This is a genomic window from Paenibacillus glycanilyticus (assembly GCF_023715145.1).
Classification (GTDB): domain Bacteria; phylum Bacillota; class Bacilli; order Paenibacillales; family Paenibacillaceae; genus Pristimantibacillus; species Pristimantibacillus glycanilyticus_A.
On the sequence record NZ_JAMBNP010000004.1, the window covers coordinates 113,337 to 128,648 of the forward strand.

Here is a 15,312-nt window from a genome sequence, read left to right on the forward strand (position 1 = left end):
CGGGCAAAATACTCCTTTTCAAAACAAAAAGCCGCTGATAACGCGGCTGGGTGCGGGACTTCAAGCGCATCAGTGACCTTTCTTTCGGATCCGTTTGTCGTGGTGTTCTCCCCATTCTTTGGCCTTGGCGGTTGCGATGGAGATAGCGCGGCTTTCGGAATAACCGTCCTTCAGCAGCTCATTGGCAATGTCGATCGCCTTATTGCGGACCGGCGCCATGAAGTATTTGAGAGAATCGGGATAGTTTTCTTTATTCCAGGGCATATTCACTCCTCCTCTGCTTTTTCTACCCTCTTTTAGACAGCTGAATGGCATTTGAATCACGGCATGTCTCAAGCAATTGGTACAAGAAATCTTAAATATATTAACGAAATGTTAAGTTTATAAAAAAATGTAAGTATTGTTGCAACCTTTTTTTGCAAAGCCCGTCTATGAGAATGGAACGTTCCAAATACATGATGAGGTGATACCATGACAAGCAAATTCAAACTCGTTACACTAGCGGCTACAGCAGTACTTACCCTATCCATTGCCGGTCAAAGCTTTGCGGCAACATCAACTACATTCACGGATATCGCGAATGTAAGTGCTAAGGATAAAATTATTTCTTTGCAGAATAAAGGTTTGGTGCAAGGGGTTAGCCAAGACCGCTACTTGCCTGACGCTACGCTGACTGCAGCTCAAGGCATCCAGCTGATCGTAAACGCGCTTGATCTGAACATCGATACGCTTCGCTTCATTAAAGAGCCGCATGCTACGGATTACTTCCCGAAAGCAGACAATGATGCTTGGTATGCAGATGCGCTGATCATCGCGGCGAACAATGACATTGGCTTGCCTAACGATCTGGACCCTAACAAAGTTTGGACAAAAGAGGAGTTCACTCATCAGCTGATCCTTGCGATCGAGAAGCACAGCAATCTGCCGTTGATCAAGATCATTCCGGTTGAGTTTAACGACGAAGCAGAACTTACCGACGCTTATCAAGGATCCGTTCAACGGGCTTTGGTTCTGAAAATCGCTGAGCTTGATGAAGCCGGCAACTTCAATCCTACGGATGAAATTACGCGCGCGGATGCAGCTGTGCTCATCTACAATGCACTTGCCTATATCGATGCGGCTCCTGCTCCATCCGCTGAGTAAAACAAAAACCTTATTCAGAGGAAACAAAAATCCCCGATTCTCCAAGAGAATCGGGTTTTTCGGTTTTGATTAGAGACGAGTTTTGTTTTCTTGCCCATCACATGAAATGCGATTGCCTCCAGTCGGGAGGCAGGAGCCTGGCGTACTGCGGCTGCGTATACCTATCGTCAATGAGCAATAGCGTTCCGCGGTCCTGCTCCGAGCGGATGAGCCGTCCTCCGGCTTGCAGCACCTTGTTCATGCCGGGGAAAACGTAGGCATATTCGAAACCGTTTTTTCCTTGATCGTCGAAATAATTTTTGATAATATTCCGTTCCGGCCCGACCTGCGGCAGACCTACGCCAACGATGGCGACACCGGTCAGCCGGTCTCCGACCAAATCGATGCCCTCCGAGAAGATGCCGCCCATAACGGCGAACCCGACAAGCGTACCTTTATTTCCCGTTGCGAAAGCGGCCAGAAACGAATCCCGATCCTCCTCCGACATGCCCGGCCTTTGAACGATCGTGCGAATCTTCATCCCATTGTCCGTCTGTTCAGCCACTTCTTCAGGCCATAGAGCCATAAACCGTTCATACACGCCGTTCATGTATGCGTAAGACGGGAAAAACACGAGAATATTGCCCTGGTGCCGTCCGGCCATATCGTTTAGCAGACCGGCAACCGGATCCATCGTTCGCTCGCGGTCCTGATAGCGCGTCGACAGCCGTTCAATCCGGACATCAAGCTGCTCCGCCGAGAATGGCGAAGGGATTGAGACCGAATAATCCTTCTCCTCATCCCCGCCCAGCATGTCTCGGAAATAATGGAGCGGCGACAGCGTTGCGGAGAAAAGGATCTGCGCCCGGTAGCCTTTGGCATATTGCTTCAGAAGATGCGACGGATCGAGGCAGAACAGCTTGAGCCTCACGTCGCTTCTCTCCTTCTCGGCGAAGGTGACATACCGCTCGTCGTACAGCTTGCCAATGCGCAAAAAATGCTGGCAGCCGAAATAGACATCCGCCAGCAGCGGATCGGAATCCCCGGTTACCAGCCGTTGTTCCGCCGCATCTGTTAATGTCTCCAGCAGATCAAGCAGCTGCTCCGGAAGATCGCGCCTCACGTCTTCACCGCCACTCTCTTCCATCGATTTGCGCAGCGCGATGAAGTAATTGTTCACCGCCTTCGCCGATTGGTACACGAGTGGACGGACGTTTTTGCTAGCGCGTTGCAGCTCGAGGAAATCAGCCTTGCGGAGCTCCGCGGAATACATCTCGCGCGCCCTGTCGACAAGGTTGTGGGCTTCGTCAACCAATAATGCCGTATGCCGCTTCTGCTCCTCGAACAGCCGCTTCAGGTTGACGCGGGGATCAAAAATATAATTGTAGTCGCAGATAACCGCATCCGCCGCATAGGCGGCATCCAGCGAGAATTCAAACGGACAGACCCGGTGCTTGCGGGCATAACGTTCAATGACTTCCCGCGTCATTCCCGTCTCGTTATCCAGGATGTCAAGGAGTGCACCGCCAACGCGGTCGTAATACCCTTGTGCATATTCGCAATATTCCGCCGTGCAGCGCACCTCGTCTTTGAAGCAAACCTTATCTTTTGCCGTGAGCGTGAGGGTATGCAGATGCAGACCGCCTTCGCGCAGCATCACCATCGCCTCTTCCGCAGCCGTACGAGTCGTCGTTCGTGCCGTCAAATAAAAGAGCCGTTGCAGCAGCCCCTCCCCGATCGCTTTCACGGCCGGGAATAAAGTCGATATTGTCTTGCCTATTCCCGTCGGCGCCTTCGCAAACAGCTTGCGCCCATCCGTTATCGTCTGGTAAACGGAAGCCGCAAGCTGCCGTTGTCCTGCCCTGTACGACGGGAAAGGGAAGCTTAGCTCCTTGATGCTGGCATCGCGCTTAGCGGCATGCCGGCTTTTCATCGAAGCGTATGGATAATAGCGGGCTACCATATCATGTATGAATTGTTCAAGCTCCGTAAATGTCATCGTGCGAACGAATTGGCGGCTCTCTCCGCTGTCTATCTGCACGTAAGTCAGCTGGACCCGCATCGATTCGAGCTCCCGATCCTTCGCTACCACATAGGCATAGCACTGCGCCTGCGCCCAATGCACGGGGTACGTCTCCTCCATAAGAACCGGAGGCTGCCCGGAAAAGGACTTGATTTCGTCGACGGTAAGCCCGTTATCCGATTGAAGCAGCCCGTCGCAGCGACCGTCAATGACAAACAGCAGATCCTCATAAGGAATCTCCGCCGATACGTAGACTTCTTTGGCATCCTGATCGCCATATTGCTTCTGGATCTGCTGATGCGTCCGCGTCCCTTCCACCAGTGAAACAGCCGATCTGAAGCCTGCTTCGATATCCCCGCTTCGATAGGCGTATTCGACCAGCGCCCGCACGGATAAATGCACCGTATTCGTCATCCCGTTTTCCTCGCCCCTAACCGTTCATCTATCCGTATCCTCTCGACTATACCAAACGGATGTTCGGGAGTAAAGGCTTCCGGCCTTCGTCTAATACGAATTGGTTTAACATTCCTGTTTCGACTGACGCTATCAGGTTTAATAGTAGCTATGAATTCAAATTTTCGCATGGAAAGGGATGCATGAACAATGACTACCAAAACAACTAGTACCATCCAACAACATCTGAACAGACAGGTCGCCAACTGGAGCGTCCTTTATATTAAGCTGCACAACTATCACTGGTATGTGAAAGGTTCGCAATTCTTCACGCTTCACGTCAAATTCCAAGAGTTATACGAGGAAGCCGCGATGCACGTTGATGAAATCGCGGAGCGTCTGCTCGCGGTGAAAGGCCAGCCAATTGCGAGCATGAGCGACTACCTGAAGGAATCCACGATTAAGGAAGCAAGCGGTAAGGAAACGGCCGAACAAATGGTTGATCAACTAATAAAGGACTTCTCCTCTATTACCGAAGAGTTGAAAGAAGGCATGGAAGCCGCGGAAAAAGCCGGCGACGAAACAACCGCGGACATGCTGCTTACCATTCATACATCGCTCGAAAAACATATCTGGATGCTGAGCGCGTTTAATGGTAAATAAGCTGCTATCCAGTTAATGAAAGAAGCTGCCGACAGATCGGCAGCTTCTTTCTGATTCGTTTTCCGACAGGTCGCCAGCTCCGCCTGCCGAATCGCGTGCTTACGGCCACTGAAGCTGGCCCTTCCTCATTTTCGCAATGTAGACGATTTGTGCAACATGACCGGGCAAATGTCTGAACTGATGCAGAAGCATTTCCAAGATCGTGGCTTGATTGTCCAAGGCGCCTTCGAACGGCGGGAAATCCAGATACGGCTGTTCTAGCAGCCTTTCGGGATTTGCCTTCATCATCTCCAGAACTTCAATGATGCGGTCGTAGGCAATTTGAAAAAGCTCCCCTGCTTGCTCTTTCGTCATATGTAGGCCGCGCTCGAATTCTTTGCTCCTGTCTATATCTTCATAGGAAGCATCAAAATAAACGGTTTCAAACCATTGGCGAACAGCTCCGGAAATGTGCGCGATTAGATTGGCAATGCTGTTGCTCTCAGGCGTGGGAGACCACACGATATCTTCCTCGGATAGCTGCGCCAGGGCTATGCGAATCCCATTTTGATCCGACTTGTATTTCCTTAATAGCAGATTGATAACGATAGCTGAACTATCCAGAGCCCTCACCCTTTCGCTTCTCTTACCTCATCCGGTGCACGTTGTCGGCAAGCATCCGAAGCGCTGACGGATCAATCGGAGACAGATTGGATTTGTCATAACGAACAGCTGATCCGAAATGAACCTCCTCTACTCCCGTCTCCTGAATAAAATCGGTTATTCCTTCCGCTCTAAGGCCGCTGCCCGCTAGAATCGTCAGGCGGCTTTCGCCCGCTGCGGCAACTAGCCCCGCCATCTCCTTAACCGACTCGATCGCCGGCCGAGGCCCGGCAGAAGTAAGCACGCGCGTAATTTGAGGATGCTTGAGCAGCGTCCGCATTCCTTCATATTGGTCTTTCAGCTCGTCGAAGGCACGGTGGAATGTCACTTGCAGCCCGCCGGTCAGCGGAAGCAGCCTCTCCAGCAGCCTCTCGTCAATTTTACCCTCAGGCGTTAAAGCGCCCATCACAATGCCGGCGGCTCCGGCTTTTACAATCGCTTTAATCTCCAAAGCCATAGTATCAATATCATGTTCTGCGTATACGAAGGAACGGCTATGTGGACGCACCATCACAAAAACCGGAATGCGGACGGCACGGACCACCTGTTCAACTAGACCAATTCCGGGCGTTAAACCGCCTTCCGTGATGGCCGTAATCAGCTCAAGACGGTCCGCTCCATTTGCCTCCGCCGTCAAAGCATCGTCCATGCAGGTTGCAATGACTTCCAATAACATAAATTAGATAACCTCCATCCATCTTAAAACCGTCTATTGACCGCTGATACCGCCGCCTAATCGCTGCTCGAACCTCCGCTGTCAGAGCTTCCGCTGCCCGAATCCGACCCCGAGGAGGAATCGGTTCCGTGAGAATGGTGGCCCCCATGATCATGATGATCATGATGCTCTTGAGCGTCATGTCGATGATGCTGGCGATGGATATCTTCAGCCGTATTGCCGTGCAGCATATCCGAATGCATGCTCGATTCTGAAGAGGTATCTCTATTCGCGCCATTCGATGGTTTGGATAAACTCGAAACAAGAACAGCAATTACGAAGAAAGCCGCTATGATGATAAAAATAATCGGAACAGACACAAGATCCCCTCCATTTCTTGACCATCCATATTTTACCATTTCGATCATCATTAGATCAATGACATTTATTAAACCAACAAATCTCTAAACCCGCAAGCATGAAAAAAGAGATTGTCTCTTTTGCTCCGGACAATCTCTTCTGAACAGCTCTAAAATAATCCCTCGCGAAACGGCTTAATGAGCGATTGATAAGTTGCCTGGCGCCCCTCTTCCAGCTTGCCGATATATCCATCCCTCCAGGCTTCGGCAGCTTGCGCTTTCTCCGTCAGTTTCTCGGCCAATTGCGAATCATCCGAGGGTACAATCCAATCGGCTAAGTCTAGGCCGTGCATCAGATCGAAGCTCTTGAACCGGTAACCGACACAGACAAACGGAACGTTCGCCGCCGCGGACAACAGATTGGCATGCAGCTTGAAGTTGATTGTCGCATCAAACCCAGCCAGCAGTTGTACATAATCCTCTGCCGGATACACTTTAGGATCAAACGTAATGCGTTCGTCCTGGCCAAGCTTGCGATATAGCCTTGCCAGCGCCTCTTTGTCTGGCCCCCAGACCGAATACAGATGAAGCCTGTACCCAAGGGCCAGCAAGGAGCGGCTCGTTGTTGCCAATGCGTCCTCTACCCGTTCCTCGCTGCCCCCGTAAATCCGGTTATAGGAGGTGCCCCAATTGATGCCAATGGTTCGATGCCGTCCTTGAACGCTTGCCGTTTGCCGCGGTGCCGGCATTGGCTTCAAGGCATTCATCAGCATCGCGGAATCTCCGCTGATTTCGATAGTCTTGGGTAAAGCTCCTAGCGTCTCCAGATAGCCCTTCGTCCACGGCCCTCTGATTCCGTTATAGGCGCTATTTTCCATGATCTCCTTCAGCTTAAGCCGATAAGATGCGCTTTCAACGGCTGATTCCGGCTTAAGCTGTCCGTCCAATGACGGCGCCCAGTGATGGAGACGATCATGGCCGCTTCCCCAGATTACGATGTTCTTCCCAAGTTCCAATGCCTCATGCACCAGATCGACGTACCCCGGCACAATTAAGGAACCTCCGCCCAGAACAATCGTATCGTACTGGCTTACTTTCTTCCATTCCACCTGCGGAAGCGAAGGGATGACTTGATGCTGATCCGCCTTCAAATGAGCATTCGCCATAGCCTCGAACATCTCCCACATCCATTCATCGCCCAGGTTGTTAAAGCCAATCCAACCTAAATACAACACCTTTCGCATTTGTAGCTATCACTCCATTTCTTACCATTCTTCTTACAATAAAGAGTCATATAGCTGCCTCATCTGAAGCGCTTTGTCACGGATAAGAAAATGCTCCCGAGCCCACGCTTGTCCCTGCCTGCCCATCTCCTCCAGCTTGCCCGGGAATGCGAGCGCCTCGCTGATCGCTTCCCCGATCCGCTGCTCCGAAGGTCGCTCCTTGGAGTCGTGGTCGCCGAAATAATACTGCCAGGCCTCGTCATATACGGGCTGGTTCACAAAGCCAAAATAGCCGTGATTGCCGATGGCCAGCACAGGCTTTCCGCAAGCCATGGCCTCAAGGGCAACTCGTCCCGTCCCGACGACAAGATCGCCCAGATTGTAATAATCCCGAAGCTGCATTTGATTGCCTACCAGATGCACGAAGGAGGTACGGCATTCGAGGTTCGCCGCCTCTGCCAGCTCGGCAATTGCGGCAGCCTGGTTGCCGGAGCCCGCGATAACCACATGGAGCGGAATGCCTTCGTTCAAGCGAATCGCTCGTGCCGCCCGAATGAGCATCGCGCAGACAGCCGCCTTATCCCATGCCAGACGGGAGGCGTAGACCACCACCTTTTCCCCTTCCGGAATTCGAAGTTTGGTGCGCAAATAGGAAGAAGGTTCGGAACGATACTGCTCGAAGTCTATGCCGTTCGCAATAAGATGAGAGGGAATGCCCTGCTGGTCCAAGTACGCTTGCACGGGAGGACTTACGCTAACAAAGGTGCATCCGGCCGTCTTCATCAACTGAAGCTGGTCTTGCGGGTAGTAAGCGCCGTGAACGGTAAAGACGACCGGAATTCCCAGCTTTCTCGCCGCTTCCGCTGCGTATAGACCCGATGGCGTTTGGTGAATATGCACCAAGTCAATTCTCCGGCTCCGCATAATCTGCATAAGCGCGCTCTCCGCCTGCTTCTGCCAAGCGGGATCCATCAGCTGCTCCGCCGTCAACCCCACGCGATGAATCGGACAGCCTGCGCGGGCGTAAGCTTCATACATCACGCCGGTTCCGCCCGCATAGACGGGCATGACGCCTAATGACGGGAAGGCTTTAACAAGACTAAGCACGTAGGTTTCCGTACCGCCGACAGCCAAGCTGTCCATCACCATCAGCAGCCGAATCCGATTACGTGTCATAATCCTGCTCCTTCTTCGACTTCCCGAAATAATAGCGCGAGCGCTGCTTTGGATGCTTGCGGTAGTAATACAGCACCTCCCGCAAATTTTCCACATTCCTTGCTCCCGGCTTAATCACTTTCGATATAAATTCATAATCCTCCGCGCCTTCAATGCGTCTTGTATGTCCGCCGATATGATCGAACACCGATCCTCGGAACATCGCTGTGCCGTGGCAGATGCAATGTCCGCCTTTTGCATAGACCTTTCCGATTTGCTCGCCGTATTTAAGCCAGTACACGGGCGTCCGGCGGTCCAGATGCTCCTCTTCAAACACCTCGTAGTTCGTGCCGAGCAGGTCGATCTGCGGATTATGGTTCAGATAGCGGACCTGCTTCTCCAGCCGCTCCGGATGGGATAGGTCATCGGCATCCTGGATGGCGATATACTCGCCTTTGGCCAAATACATTCCGGCCGTTATTGCGCCGGCGTAGCCGGCATTGCGAGGGAGCCGAAGCATATATATCCCTTTGCCTTCCCTGAAGAAAAGCTCATTGTTGTTAACCCAATTCAACATATACTCGTATGACCCGTCCGTGGATGCATCGTCAATGAGGATGAGCTCCCAGCTCGGATAGGTCTGATTGAGCAGGCTTGTCAAGCAATCGTTCAAATACGGGAGCTTGTTATAGACCGTGATGACGATACTAACTAGCCCCGGCACGCGTTGAAATGACAATTGCCTCTCCTCCCTTCATTTCCATCATGATTACAGCATCCGAATATATGATATAAAACGCAGCTGTATAATGGCGTAGCTTCCGCTCTCATAGCCAAAAACCTCTGAAGTGCGAAGCGTCACCGCCGTGCCGTCCACCGACACAAGCGTCCCGCATATCGTTTCCAGAGCGCTCGCGATCTGAACTTCCTTGTTCACGAGCGATTGCAGCTCTTCAATCATCGTTCCACCTGCTTTCCTGTCAGCTGGAAGGAGACCAGCTGCTCCAGCGGCACCATTACGCTCGTCCCACCATGCTCGCGAACAATCAAGTAATCGCTGCCTACCTTCAAAATCGTCCCTTCTACCGTGCCGGCCGGGGTTAATAGCTCAGCCGGCTTGCCTGCGTAAGGCTCAAAGACTTGCTTGAGCTTATTTAAGCTGTAACTGCCGATATTGCGCTGTCCCTCAGCGCCAATCAAAGCCAATTCCTCTCGAATGGTTTGACGCAGCTCCGCTATAAGCGCCGATACATCCAGCGTGTCCGATGCCGCCTGCCGTGCTGCGCTTGGCTGAAGCAGACGAGCAAGTCCATCAAAATATTCCTTCAGCTCTCTCTCGTTTCCAACAATCTTCATTGCTTCTCTATCCTCCTATTCCATCTGGAAACTTCTAATCTCCATACTTACTAGCGTATACAGTTAATAGGAAGAACGATTGGGGCATTACACCAGCTGACTTGAAAATTTTCATAGATTTGCAACGTAAAAAGGACACCTTTCTTTAAAGAAAGGTGTCCTTGATGGATTAATAAGGAATTATGCCAAGTGCCTTATTTCTTGAATGTGGAGGCATCGTACGCTTTTTGCAGGATCTCCAGGTAACGGTCCAGCTTCAGATCCTGAAGACCTTTCAAATAGCTGTCCCAATCCTTATCGAGGCTCTTGTTGCCCGTGATGAACTGCAGCGCGTTCTCGTCAATGTACGTTTTGATGTTAGTTTGGAGCATGGTTGCTTCATCGACATCTGCCGAGTCCAGCCAAATCGCCCACAGCGGGAACAATTCTTTTGGTTCATGGCCTTGGTAAAGCAGCGTAGCTTGATACAGACGACGCTCGTAATTTGCGGAATCGTAAATATCAGTGCCTTGTACCCAGCTGTCGCGGTATTCTTTCGGCATGTAGAAGTGGGCCATGCCGCTCCAGCCTGCGTTACGCGGCGCTTCGCCTTCCGTCATCGGGATTGGAGCTACCATCGGCTTGACGCCTTCGCCGAGCGCAAGCTCGCCTTCTTTTGGATCTCTCCAGTCGATGTCTTTCATGCCGGATGCGCCGTTTGTTTGACCTTCCGGCGTAAACATGTAGTCGACCAGCTTAATCAGTGCGATTTGCTTCTCTTTGCTGGCTTTGCTCGTGATTGCAAACTTCGCGCCTGGAGATACGCCGCCGCCGTCATGCGTAGCGAGCGAGACGTTGCTCGGACCGGTAAGCGGCGGAAGCGGGTTGTAATCCTTCGAGTTTTTGTTGCCTTGGTCAATGTTCAGGAAGATCGCCGGATGCATGCCTGCCCCTGCGCCGAGAATTTGCGCATCGCCGTTCTCGCCGATTTTTTTGAAAGCCTCGGCATTCTGGGTGAACGCGCCCGGATCGATCAAGCCTTCGTCAAACAACGATTTAATGTACGTTAAGCCTTGTTTCCATTCCTCTGTAACGGCGGAGGAGCTAACCTTGCCGTCTTGCATCATCAAGTGGTTGCGGTCGTCGTCATACACAAACGCATTCATGAGGTAAGGAACGACGCGTACGCCGAAGTCCTCTGTCGAGCCGCTGAGCGGCACTTCGTCTTTTTTGCCGTTGCCGTTTGGATCCTGGTTTTTGAATGCTTCCAGTACCTTTTTGAATTCATCCGTTGTTTTCGGCATTTCCAAGTTCAGCTTTTCCAGCCAGCTCGTGTTGAGCCACAATTTGTTCGGATAGGAACAATGGAAGCATTGCGAGTACGCCGGCAGACCGTAAATGTTGCCGTCCGGCGCCACGCTGAACGCTTTCAAATCCGCGTTGCTGTCAAGCGCTTGCTTGATGTTTGGCGCATATTGATCGATCAGTTCATTCAGCGGAATAAGTACCCCTTGCTTGCCGTACTTGATCAGGTCCGCTTGCGAGAATTGATCGATGTACGCTGTCAGCATGTAAGCATCCGGGAAGTCGCCGCTCGCCAAGGAAATTTGGCGTTTCTCTTTCGCGCCGTCCGACGGAATCGCTTCGAAATTGAACTTGATGTTGAATTTCTCTTCTACGAGCTTCGTGAATTTGTTCGTAGCCAGGTCGATATTTGGTTCTTGGACCGCGAACAGCTTGATGTCTAGCGGCGCAGCTGGCTTGGCGTCATTGGTTGCAGCCGAATTGGCTGGCTTGTTCGTAGCCGCCGTATTGTTGCCTGCGTTATTCTTCGAGCAAGCCGACATGACTAAGCTGACCATCATGACTGTCACGAGCAGAATGACCATTCTCTGTTTTAACACGTGCAATCGCTCCCTTTTATCAATTCAATGTGTTGGTGCATTGGACTTTCCTGATGCGCTTCGAGCGGCATCACCCCTTTCCATGCGGCGGATCGATCAGCCCTTGACGGAGCCGACCAGCATCCCCTGGACGAAATAACGCTGTACAAACGGATAGATGATGAGCACGGGCAGCGTTGCCACAACGATCAGCGAGTACTTCAAGAGCTCCGCCAGCTGTTGTCGTTCCACCTGTTTTAACGCGTCCATGTTGGAGCTGCCGCTGTTATTTTGAATGATGATACTTCGGAGAATGAGCTGCAGCGGGAATTTATCGGCCGACTTCAAGTAAATCAACGCATCGAAATAGGCATTCCATTGCCCTACCGCATACATAATGACGAGAACCGCGATGATCGGCTTGGATAACGACAGCACAACGCTGCGGATAAAGCGCAGATCGGTGCAGCCGTCGATTTCGCTTGCTTCCACGAGCTCAGACGGTATGGATTGCTGGAAGAATGACCGCGCGATAATGACCTGCCAGACCCAAACCGCGTTTGGGATGATCAGCGCCCATCTCGTGTCGATCAAGCCCATGCTCTTCACGACCATGTAAGTCGGGATTAACCCGCCGCTGAACAGCATCGTGAACGTAATGATCATCATGATTACGTTTCGTCCGTAGAAGGTCGACCGCGACAGCGGATAAGCCAGCATAATCGTCAAGGAGACGCTGATCAGCGTGCCTGCCGCCGTGTAGAGCAGCGAATTGCCATATCCCGTCAGCACTTGCGGATTTTTGAACAACGATTCGTAGCCCTTCAGCGAGATATCGACCGGCCACAGCCAGACCCGCCCCGCCGAGACGGCTGTCGGACTGCTAAACGAGCTGCTGAAGATGTAGATCAGCGGGTAAAGCACTGCGATCAGCAAGAGCGCAAGAATGATGTAAATGACGGTCAAAAATACTTTATCGCCTGCAGATTCTCTGATTTTATTTCTTGTCTTCGCCATATTAGCCATGAGAACACCTCTTCATTACCAGATGCTGGATTTCAAAAACCGTCTTGCCATTGCGTTGACCGTGAACAGCAGAACAAGGTTGATGACCGAATTGAACAAACCAACAGCTGTTGCGAAGCTGTAATTTGCATTCAGCAAGCCGATCTTGTACACGTATGTCGCAATGATTTCGGAGTTTGCGATATTCAGTTGATTTTGGAGCAGGTACACCTTCTCGAAGCCGATCGCCATCACGTTCCCCACATTCAGAATCAGAATAATGGAGATCGTCGGCAGAATACCCGGGAGGTCGACATTCCAGATCTTCTGGAAGCGCGAGGCGCCGTCTACCTTAGCAGCTTCATACAAGGTTGGGTCGATGCCCGACAGAGCCGCCAAATAGATAACGGCGGAATAGCCGGCCGTCTGCCAAATATCGGACCAGACGTAAATCGACGAGAACATGCCCGGATTGCCGAGGAAATTAATGGACTCGAATCCCAAATGATTAAGAAACACGTTTGCGAATCCAAGCCTTGGCGCCAGAAAAAGCATGATGATCGACACCATAACGACCGTAGAGATAAAGTACGGCGCGAAAGTGACGAGCTGCACGAAGCGTTTGAACTTCTGTGCCCGCACTTCGTTTAGCATCAATGCTAGAAGGATCGGAATAGGGAATCCGGCAAGCAGCAGATAGAAGCTGAGCTTAAGCGTATTCTTCACAAGTGATCCGAACATCGGATTCTCAAAGAACATTGTGAAGTTTTTAAATCCGACCCACGGGCTTCCCCATATGCCTTTCGTGACGTAATAGTCTTTGAAGGCAAGCACCGCGTTCAGCATCGGATAGTATTTGAAAATGATAAAGAACAAAAGCGGTGGTGCAACTACGAGATACAACTGCCAGTGTCTGGCGAAACTTTTTCGTGCGCTGAGACGTTTTCCAGCGGCTTCCAAAACAATCCCCTCCTATTGAATCGAGTAAACCCTGCCATGTTGAATGAGAGCGCTTTCTACAGGACGATCATAGGGGATTTTATAGGTACCCCGGTAGGTACAATTGCGTCTTTTTGCGTACAAATCTCCCGAAAATAGAGGGACATTTCCGCATGGTACGGCCATTTGTTCCTAGCAGCGCCGTACAATGAAGACAAAAAAAAAGCCGGCCGCGTTCGCCGCGGCCGGCTCCCATTCTATTTCTGTATTTTTTCCTCTATCCAACTATCGTACGCCTGCTGCATAATGCCGACATAACGGTCCGATCCAAGCGTCTTTAATCTTTCTACATAGGACGTCCAGTCCTTGTCCAGGTCAAGCTGACCCGTGATGAACTGCATCGCGCTCTGATCGATCTCGTTTTTGATGTTGGACTGCAGGATACTTGCTTCATCCGCATTGTCGGCATCAATCCAGACCGACCACATCGGAAAATATTCCTTCGGTTCTTTCCCTTCATACAGTTTGGTTGCTTGGAATAGTCTTCGTTCGTATCCGTTCGTCGAATAAATGTCCAGATCCTGCACCCAGCTGTTCCGATAGGACTTCGGCATGTAGAAATGGCCCATGCCGCTCCATCTCGTATTACGCGGCGCTTCCCCTTCTTTCTGCGGGATGCTGGCGAATTGGGCAGGAATATGGGGATCCAGAGCCTTCTCCCCCTGCTCCGGCTTTCTCCAATCGATGCCTTCCTTGCCGACCTCCGCATTTGCTTGACCTTCCGGGGTGTAGAGATAATCCGCGATGCGGATGAGCGCAATGCGCGCTTCCGGACTTGCTTTGTCCGTAATGACAAATTTGGCGCCCGGCATGATGCCGGATGGATAGAATACCGCGTACGATGCATGCGGCCCCTGAAGAGGCGGGACCGGCACGTAATCACTTCCCCGCTTATTGCCAGATCCGGTATTCACGAATATCGCGGGATGCATGGCCGTTCCAGCGCCTAAAATTTGCGCCTCTTCATTCTCTCCAAGTTTCAAGAAAGCATCTGCGTTCTGGGTAAAGGCGCCTATATCGATAAGTCCCTCGTCATATAAGGATTTGACGTACTTCAGCCCCTCCCGCCATTCGGGTTTGGCTGCCGCCAGGCTGATATTGCCCTCCGCCACGTTCAAATACGTCCGGTCGTCGTCGTAGACAAACCCGTTCATTAAGTACGGCAGGACGCGCACGCCAAATTCCTCGGTTGAGCCGCTTAGCGGAACCTCATCCTGCAGCCCGTTGCCATTCGGGTCGCCGTTCTTGAACGCCCGAAGCACCTCGCGCAATTGCTCGGTTGTTTGCGGTAGATCAAGTCCAAGCTTCTTCACCCATTTGTCGTTCATCCAGAGCTTATACGGATACGAACAGTGAAAGCAGTCGCTGTAGGCTCCAAGTCCGTATATATTGCCATCCGGCGCGGTATTGAGCGCGCGCAGCTCGGGCTCACGCTCGAAGGCCTCCTTAATATGCGGTGCATACTGGTCAATCAGATCATTAAGCGGATAAAATATGCCTTCCTTGCCGTAACGAATGACGTCCGCCTGCGAGAATTGATCAATATAGCTTGTTAATATATAAGCATTGGGATAATGGCCGTTCGCAAGAGAGATTTGCCGCTTCTCCTTGGCCCCTTCGTACGGAATCGTCTTCCAGTCAAAGGAGACGTTAAACTTCTGCTCCAGCAGACGCGAGAACTCGTTGGTTTTCAAGTTCTGGCCAACGTCTTGCTGCGCGAAGATGCTGATGCGAAGCGGTTTGTCCGCTTCATCGCCTTTGCGGTCCAACGTATCACAAGCAGGCAGAGCCAGAAGGACAAAGCAAAGCAATAAGGCAACCCAGCCAAGCCGAGTAAGCTTGTTCAACGTAATTC

At 51.5% G+C, this 15,312-nt stretch carries 16 protein-coding genes; 2 read left to right on the top strand and 14 right to left on the bottom strand.

Annotation, left to right across the window (positions count from 1 at the left end; translation table 11 throughout):
* Nucleotides 1-69 precede the first annotated feature (69 nt).
* Nucleotides 70-264, bottom strand: a complete 195-nt coding sequence (locus M3194_RS12915; protein ID WP_251654451.1) for a DUF2188 domain-containing protein — start codon at nt 262-264, stop codon at nt 70-72.
* Nucleotides 265-471: 207 nt separating this feature from the next.
* Between M3194_RS12915 and M3194_RS12920 the strand changes: the two genes are divergently transcribed.
* On the top strand, nt 472-1,143 hold the full coding sequence (locus M3194_RS12920) for an S-layer homology domain-containing protein (protein ID WP_251654453.1): 672 nt from the start codon (nt 472-474) through the stop codon (nt 1,141-1,143).
* Nucleotides 1,144-1,240: 97 nt separating this feature from the next.
* Here M3194_RS12920 and M3194_RS12925 read toward each other — a convergent pair whose 3' ends face one another.
* A complete protein-coding gene (locus tag M3194_RS12925; protein WP_251654455.1) occupies nt 1,241-3,559 on the bottom strand; it encodes an ATP-dependent DNA helicase in 2,319 nt (772 codons plus the stop codon).
* Between the two features lie 189 nt (nt 3,560-3,748).
* Here M3194_RS12925 and M3194_RS12930 point away from each other — a divergent pair, with 189 nt between their 5' ends.
* Nucleotides 3,749-4,201, top strand: a complete 453-nt coding sequence (locus M3194_RS12930) for a Dps family protein (protein ID WP_251654456.1) — start codon at nt 3,749-3,751, stop codon at nt 4,199-4,201.
* Between the two features lie 99 nt (nt 4,202-4,300).
* On the opposite strand, the gene M3194_RS12935 is transcribed toward M3194_RS12930, so the two are convergent.
* From M3194_RS12935 to M3194_RS12990, 12 genes are all read right to left on the bottom strand, one after another.
* Nucleotides 4,301-4,813 carry a DUF1572 family protein gene (locus tag M3194_RS12935; RefSeq protein WP_251654458.1) on the bottom strand — a complete coding sequence of 171 codons (513 nt, stop codon included), beginning with the start codon at nt 4,811-4,813 and terminating at the stop codon, nt 4,301-4,303.
* Between the two features lie 13 nt (nt 4,814-4,826).
* Nucleotides 4,827-5,519, bottom strand: coding sequence for a copper homeostasis protein CutC (locus tag M3194_RS12940; RefSeq protein WP_251654459.1), 693 nt, complete (start codon nt 5,517-5,519; stop codon nt 4,827-4,829).
* Nucleotides 5,520-5,575: 56 nt separating this feature from the next.
* On the bottom strand, nt 5,576-5,878 hold the full coding sequence (locus M3194_RS12945; RefSeq protein ID WP_251654461.1) for a hypothetical protein: 303 nt from the start codon (nt 5,876-5,878) through the stop codon (nt 5,576-5,578).
* A gap of 149 nt (nt 5,879-6,027) precedes the next feature.
* Nucleotides 6,028-7,101: a polysaccharide pyruvyl transferase family protein gene (locus M3194_RS12950; RefSeq protein ID WP_251654463.1), complete on the bottom strand. Its 1,074-nt coding sequence runs from the start codon at nt 7,099-7,101 to the stop codon at nt 6,028-6,030.
* Nucleotides 7,102-7,134: 33 nt separating this feature from the next.
* Nucleotides 7,135-8,256, bottom strand: a complete 1,122-nt coding sequence (locus M3194_RS12955) for a glycosyltransferase (protein ID WP_251654465.1) — start codon at nt 8,254-8,256, stop codon at nt 7,135-7,137.
* Complete coding sequence (locus M3194_RS12960) at nt 8,246-8,974, bottom strand: glycosyltransferase family 2 protein (RefSeq protein ID WP_251654467.1); 729 nt, start codon at nt 8,972-8,974, stop codon at nt 8,246-8,248. Before M3194_RS12960 ends, M3194_RS12955 begins: the two co-directional genes overlap by 11 nt.
* Nucleotides 8,975-9,004: 30 nt before the next feature.
* A complete protein-coding gene (locus M3194_RS12965) occupies nt 9,005-9,196 on the bottom strand; it encodes a hypothetical protein (RefSeq protein ID WP_251654469.1) in 192 nt (63 codons plus the stop codon).
* The gene (locus tag M3194_RS12970; RefSeq protein WP_251654471.1) at nt 9,193-9,591 is read right to left on the bottom strand and encodes a hypothetical protein; all 399 of its coding nucleotides are present in this window, start codon (nt 9,589-9,591) and stop codon (nt 9,193-9,195) included. Before M3194_RS12970 ends, M3194_RS12965 begins: the two co-directional genes overlap by 4 nt.
* A 194-nt stretch (nt 9,592-9,785) precedes the next feature.
* Nucleotides 9,786-11,459 carry an extracellular solute-binding protein gene (locus M3194_RS12975; protein WP_251654896.1) on the bottom strand — a complete coding sequence of 558 codons (1,674 nt, stop codon included), beginning with the start codon at nt 11,457-11,459 and terminating at the stop codon, nt 9,786-9,788.
* A 111-nt stretch (nt 11,460-11,570) separates the two neighbouring features.
* On the bottom strand, nt 11,571-12,479 hold the full coding sequence (locus tag M3194_RS12980; protein WP_251654473.1) for a carbohydrate ABC transporter permease: 909 nt from the start codon (nt 12,477-12,479) through the stop codon (nt 11,571-11,573).
* 15 nt (nt 12,480-12,494) lie between these two features.
* Complete coding sequence (locus M3194_RS12985; protein ID WP_251654475.1) at nt 12,495-13,418, bottom strand: ABC transporter permease; 924 nt, start codon at nt 13,416-13,418, stop codon at nt 12,495-12,497.
* Between the two features lie 236 nt (nt 13,419-13,654).
* Entirely contained in the window at nt 13,655-15,304 is a 1,650-nt protein-coding gene (locus M3194_RS12990; protein ID WP_251654476.1) for a type 2 periplasmic-binding domain-containing protein, read from the bottom strand.
* Between the last annotated feature and the right edge of the window lie 8 nt (nt 15,305-15,312).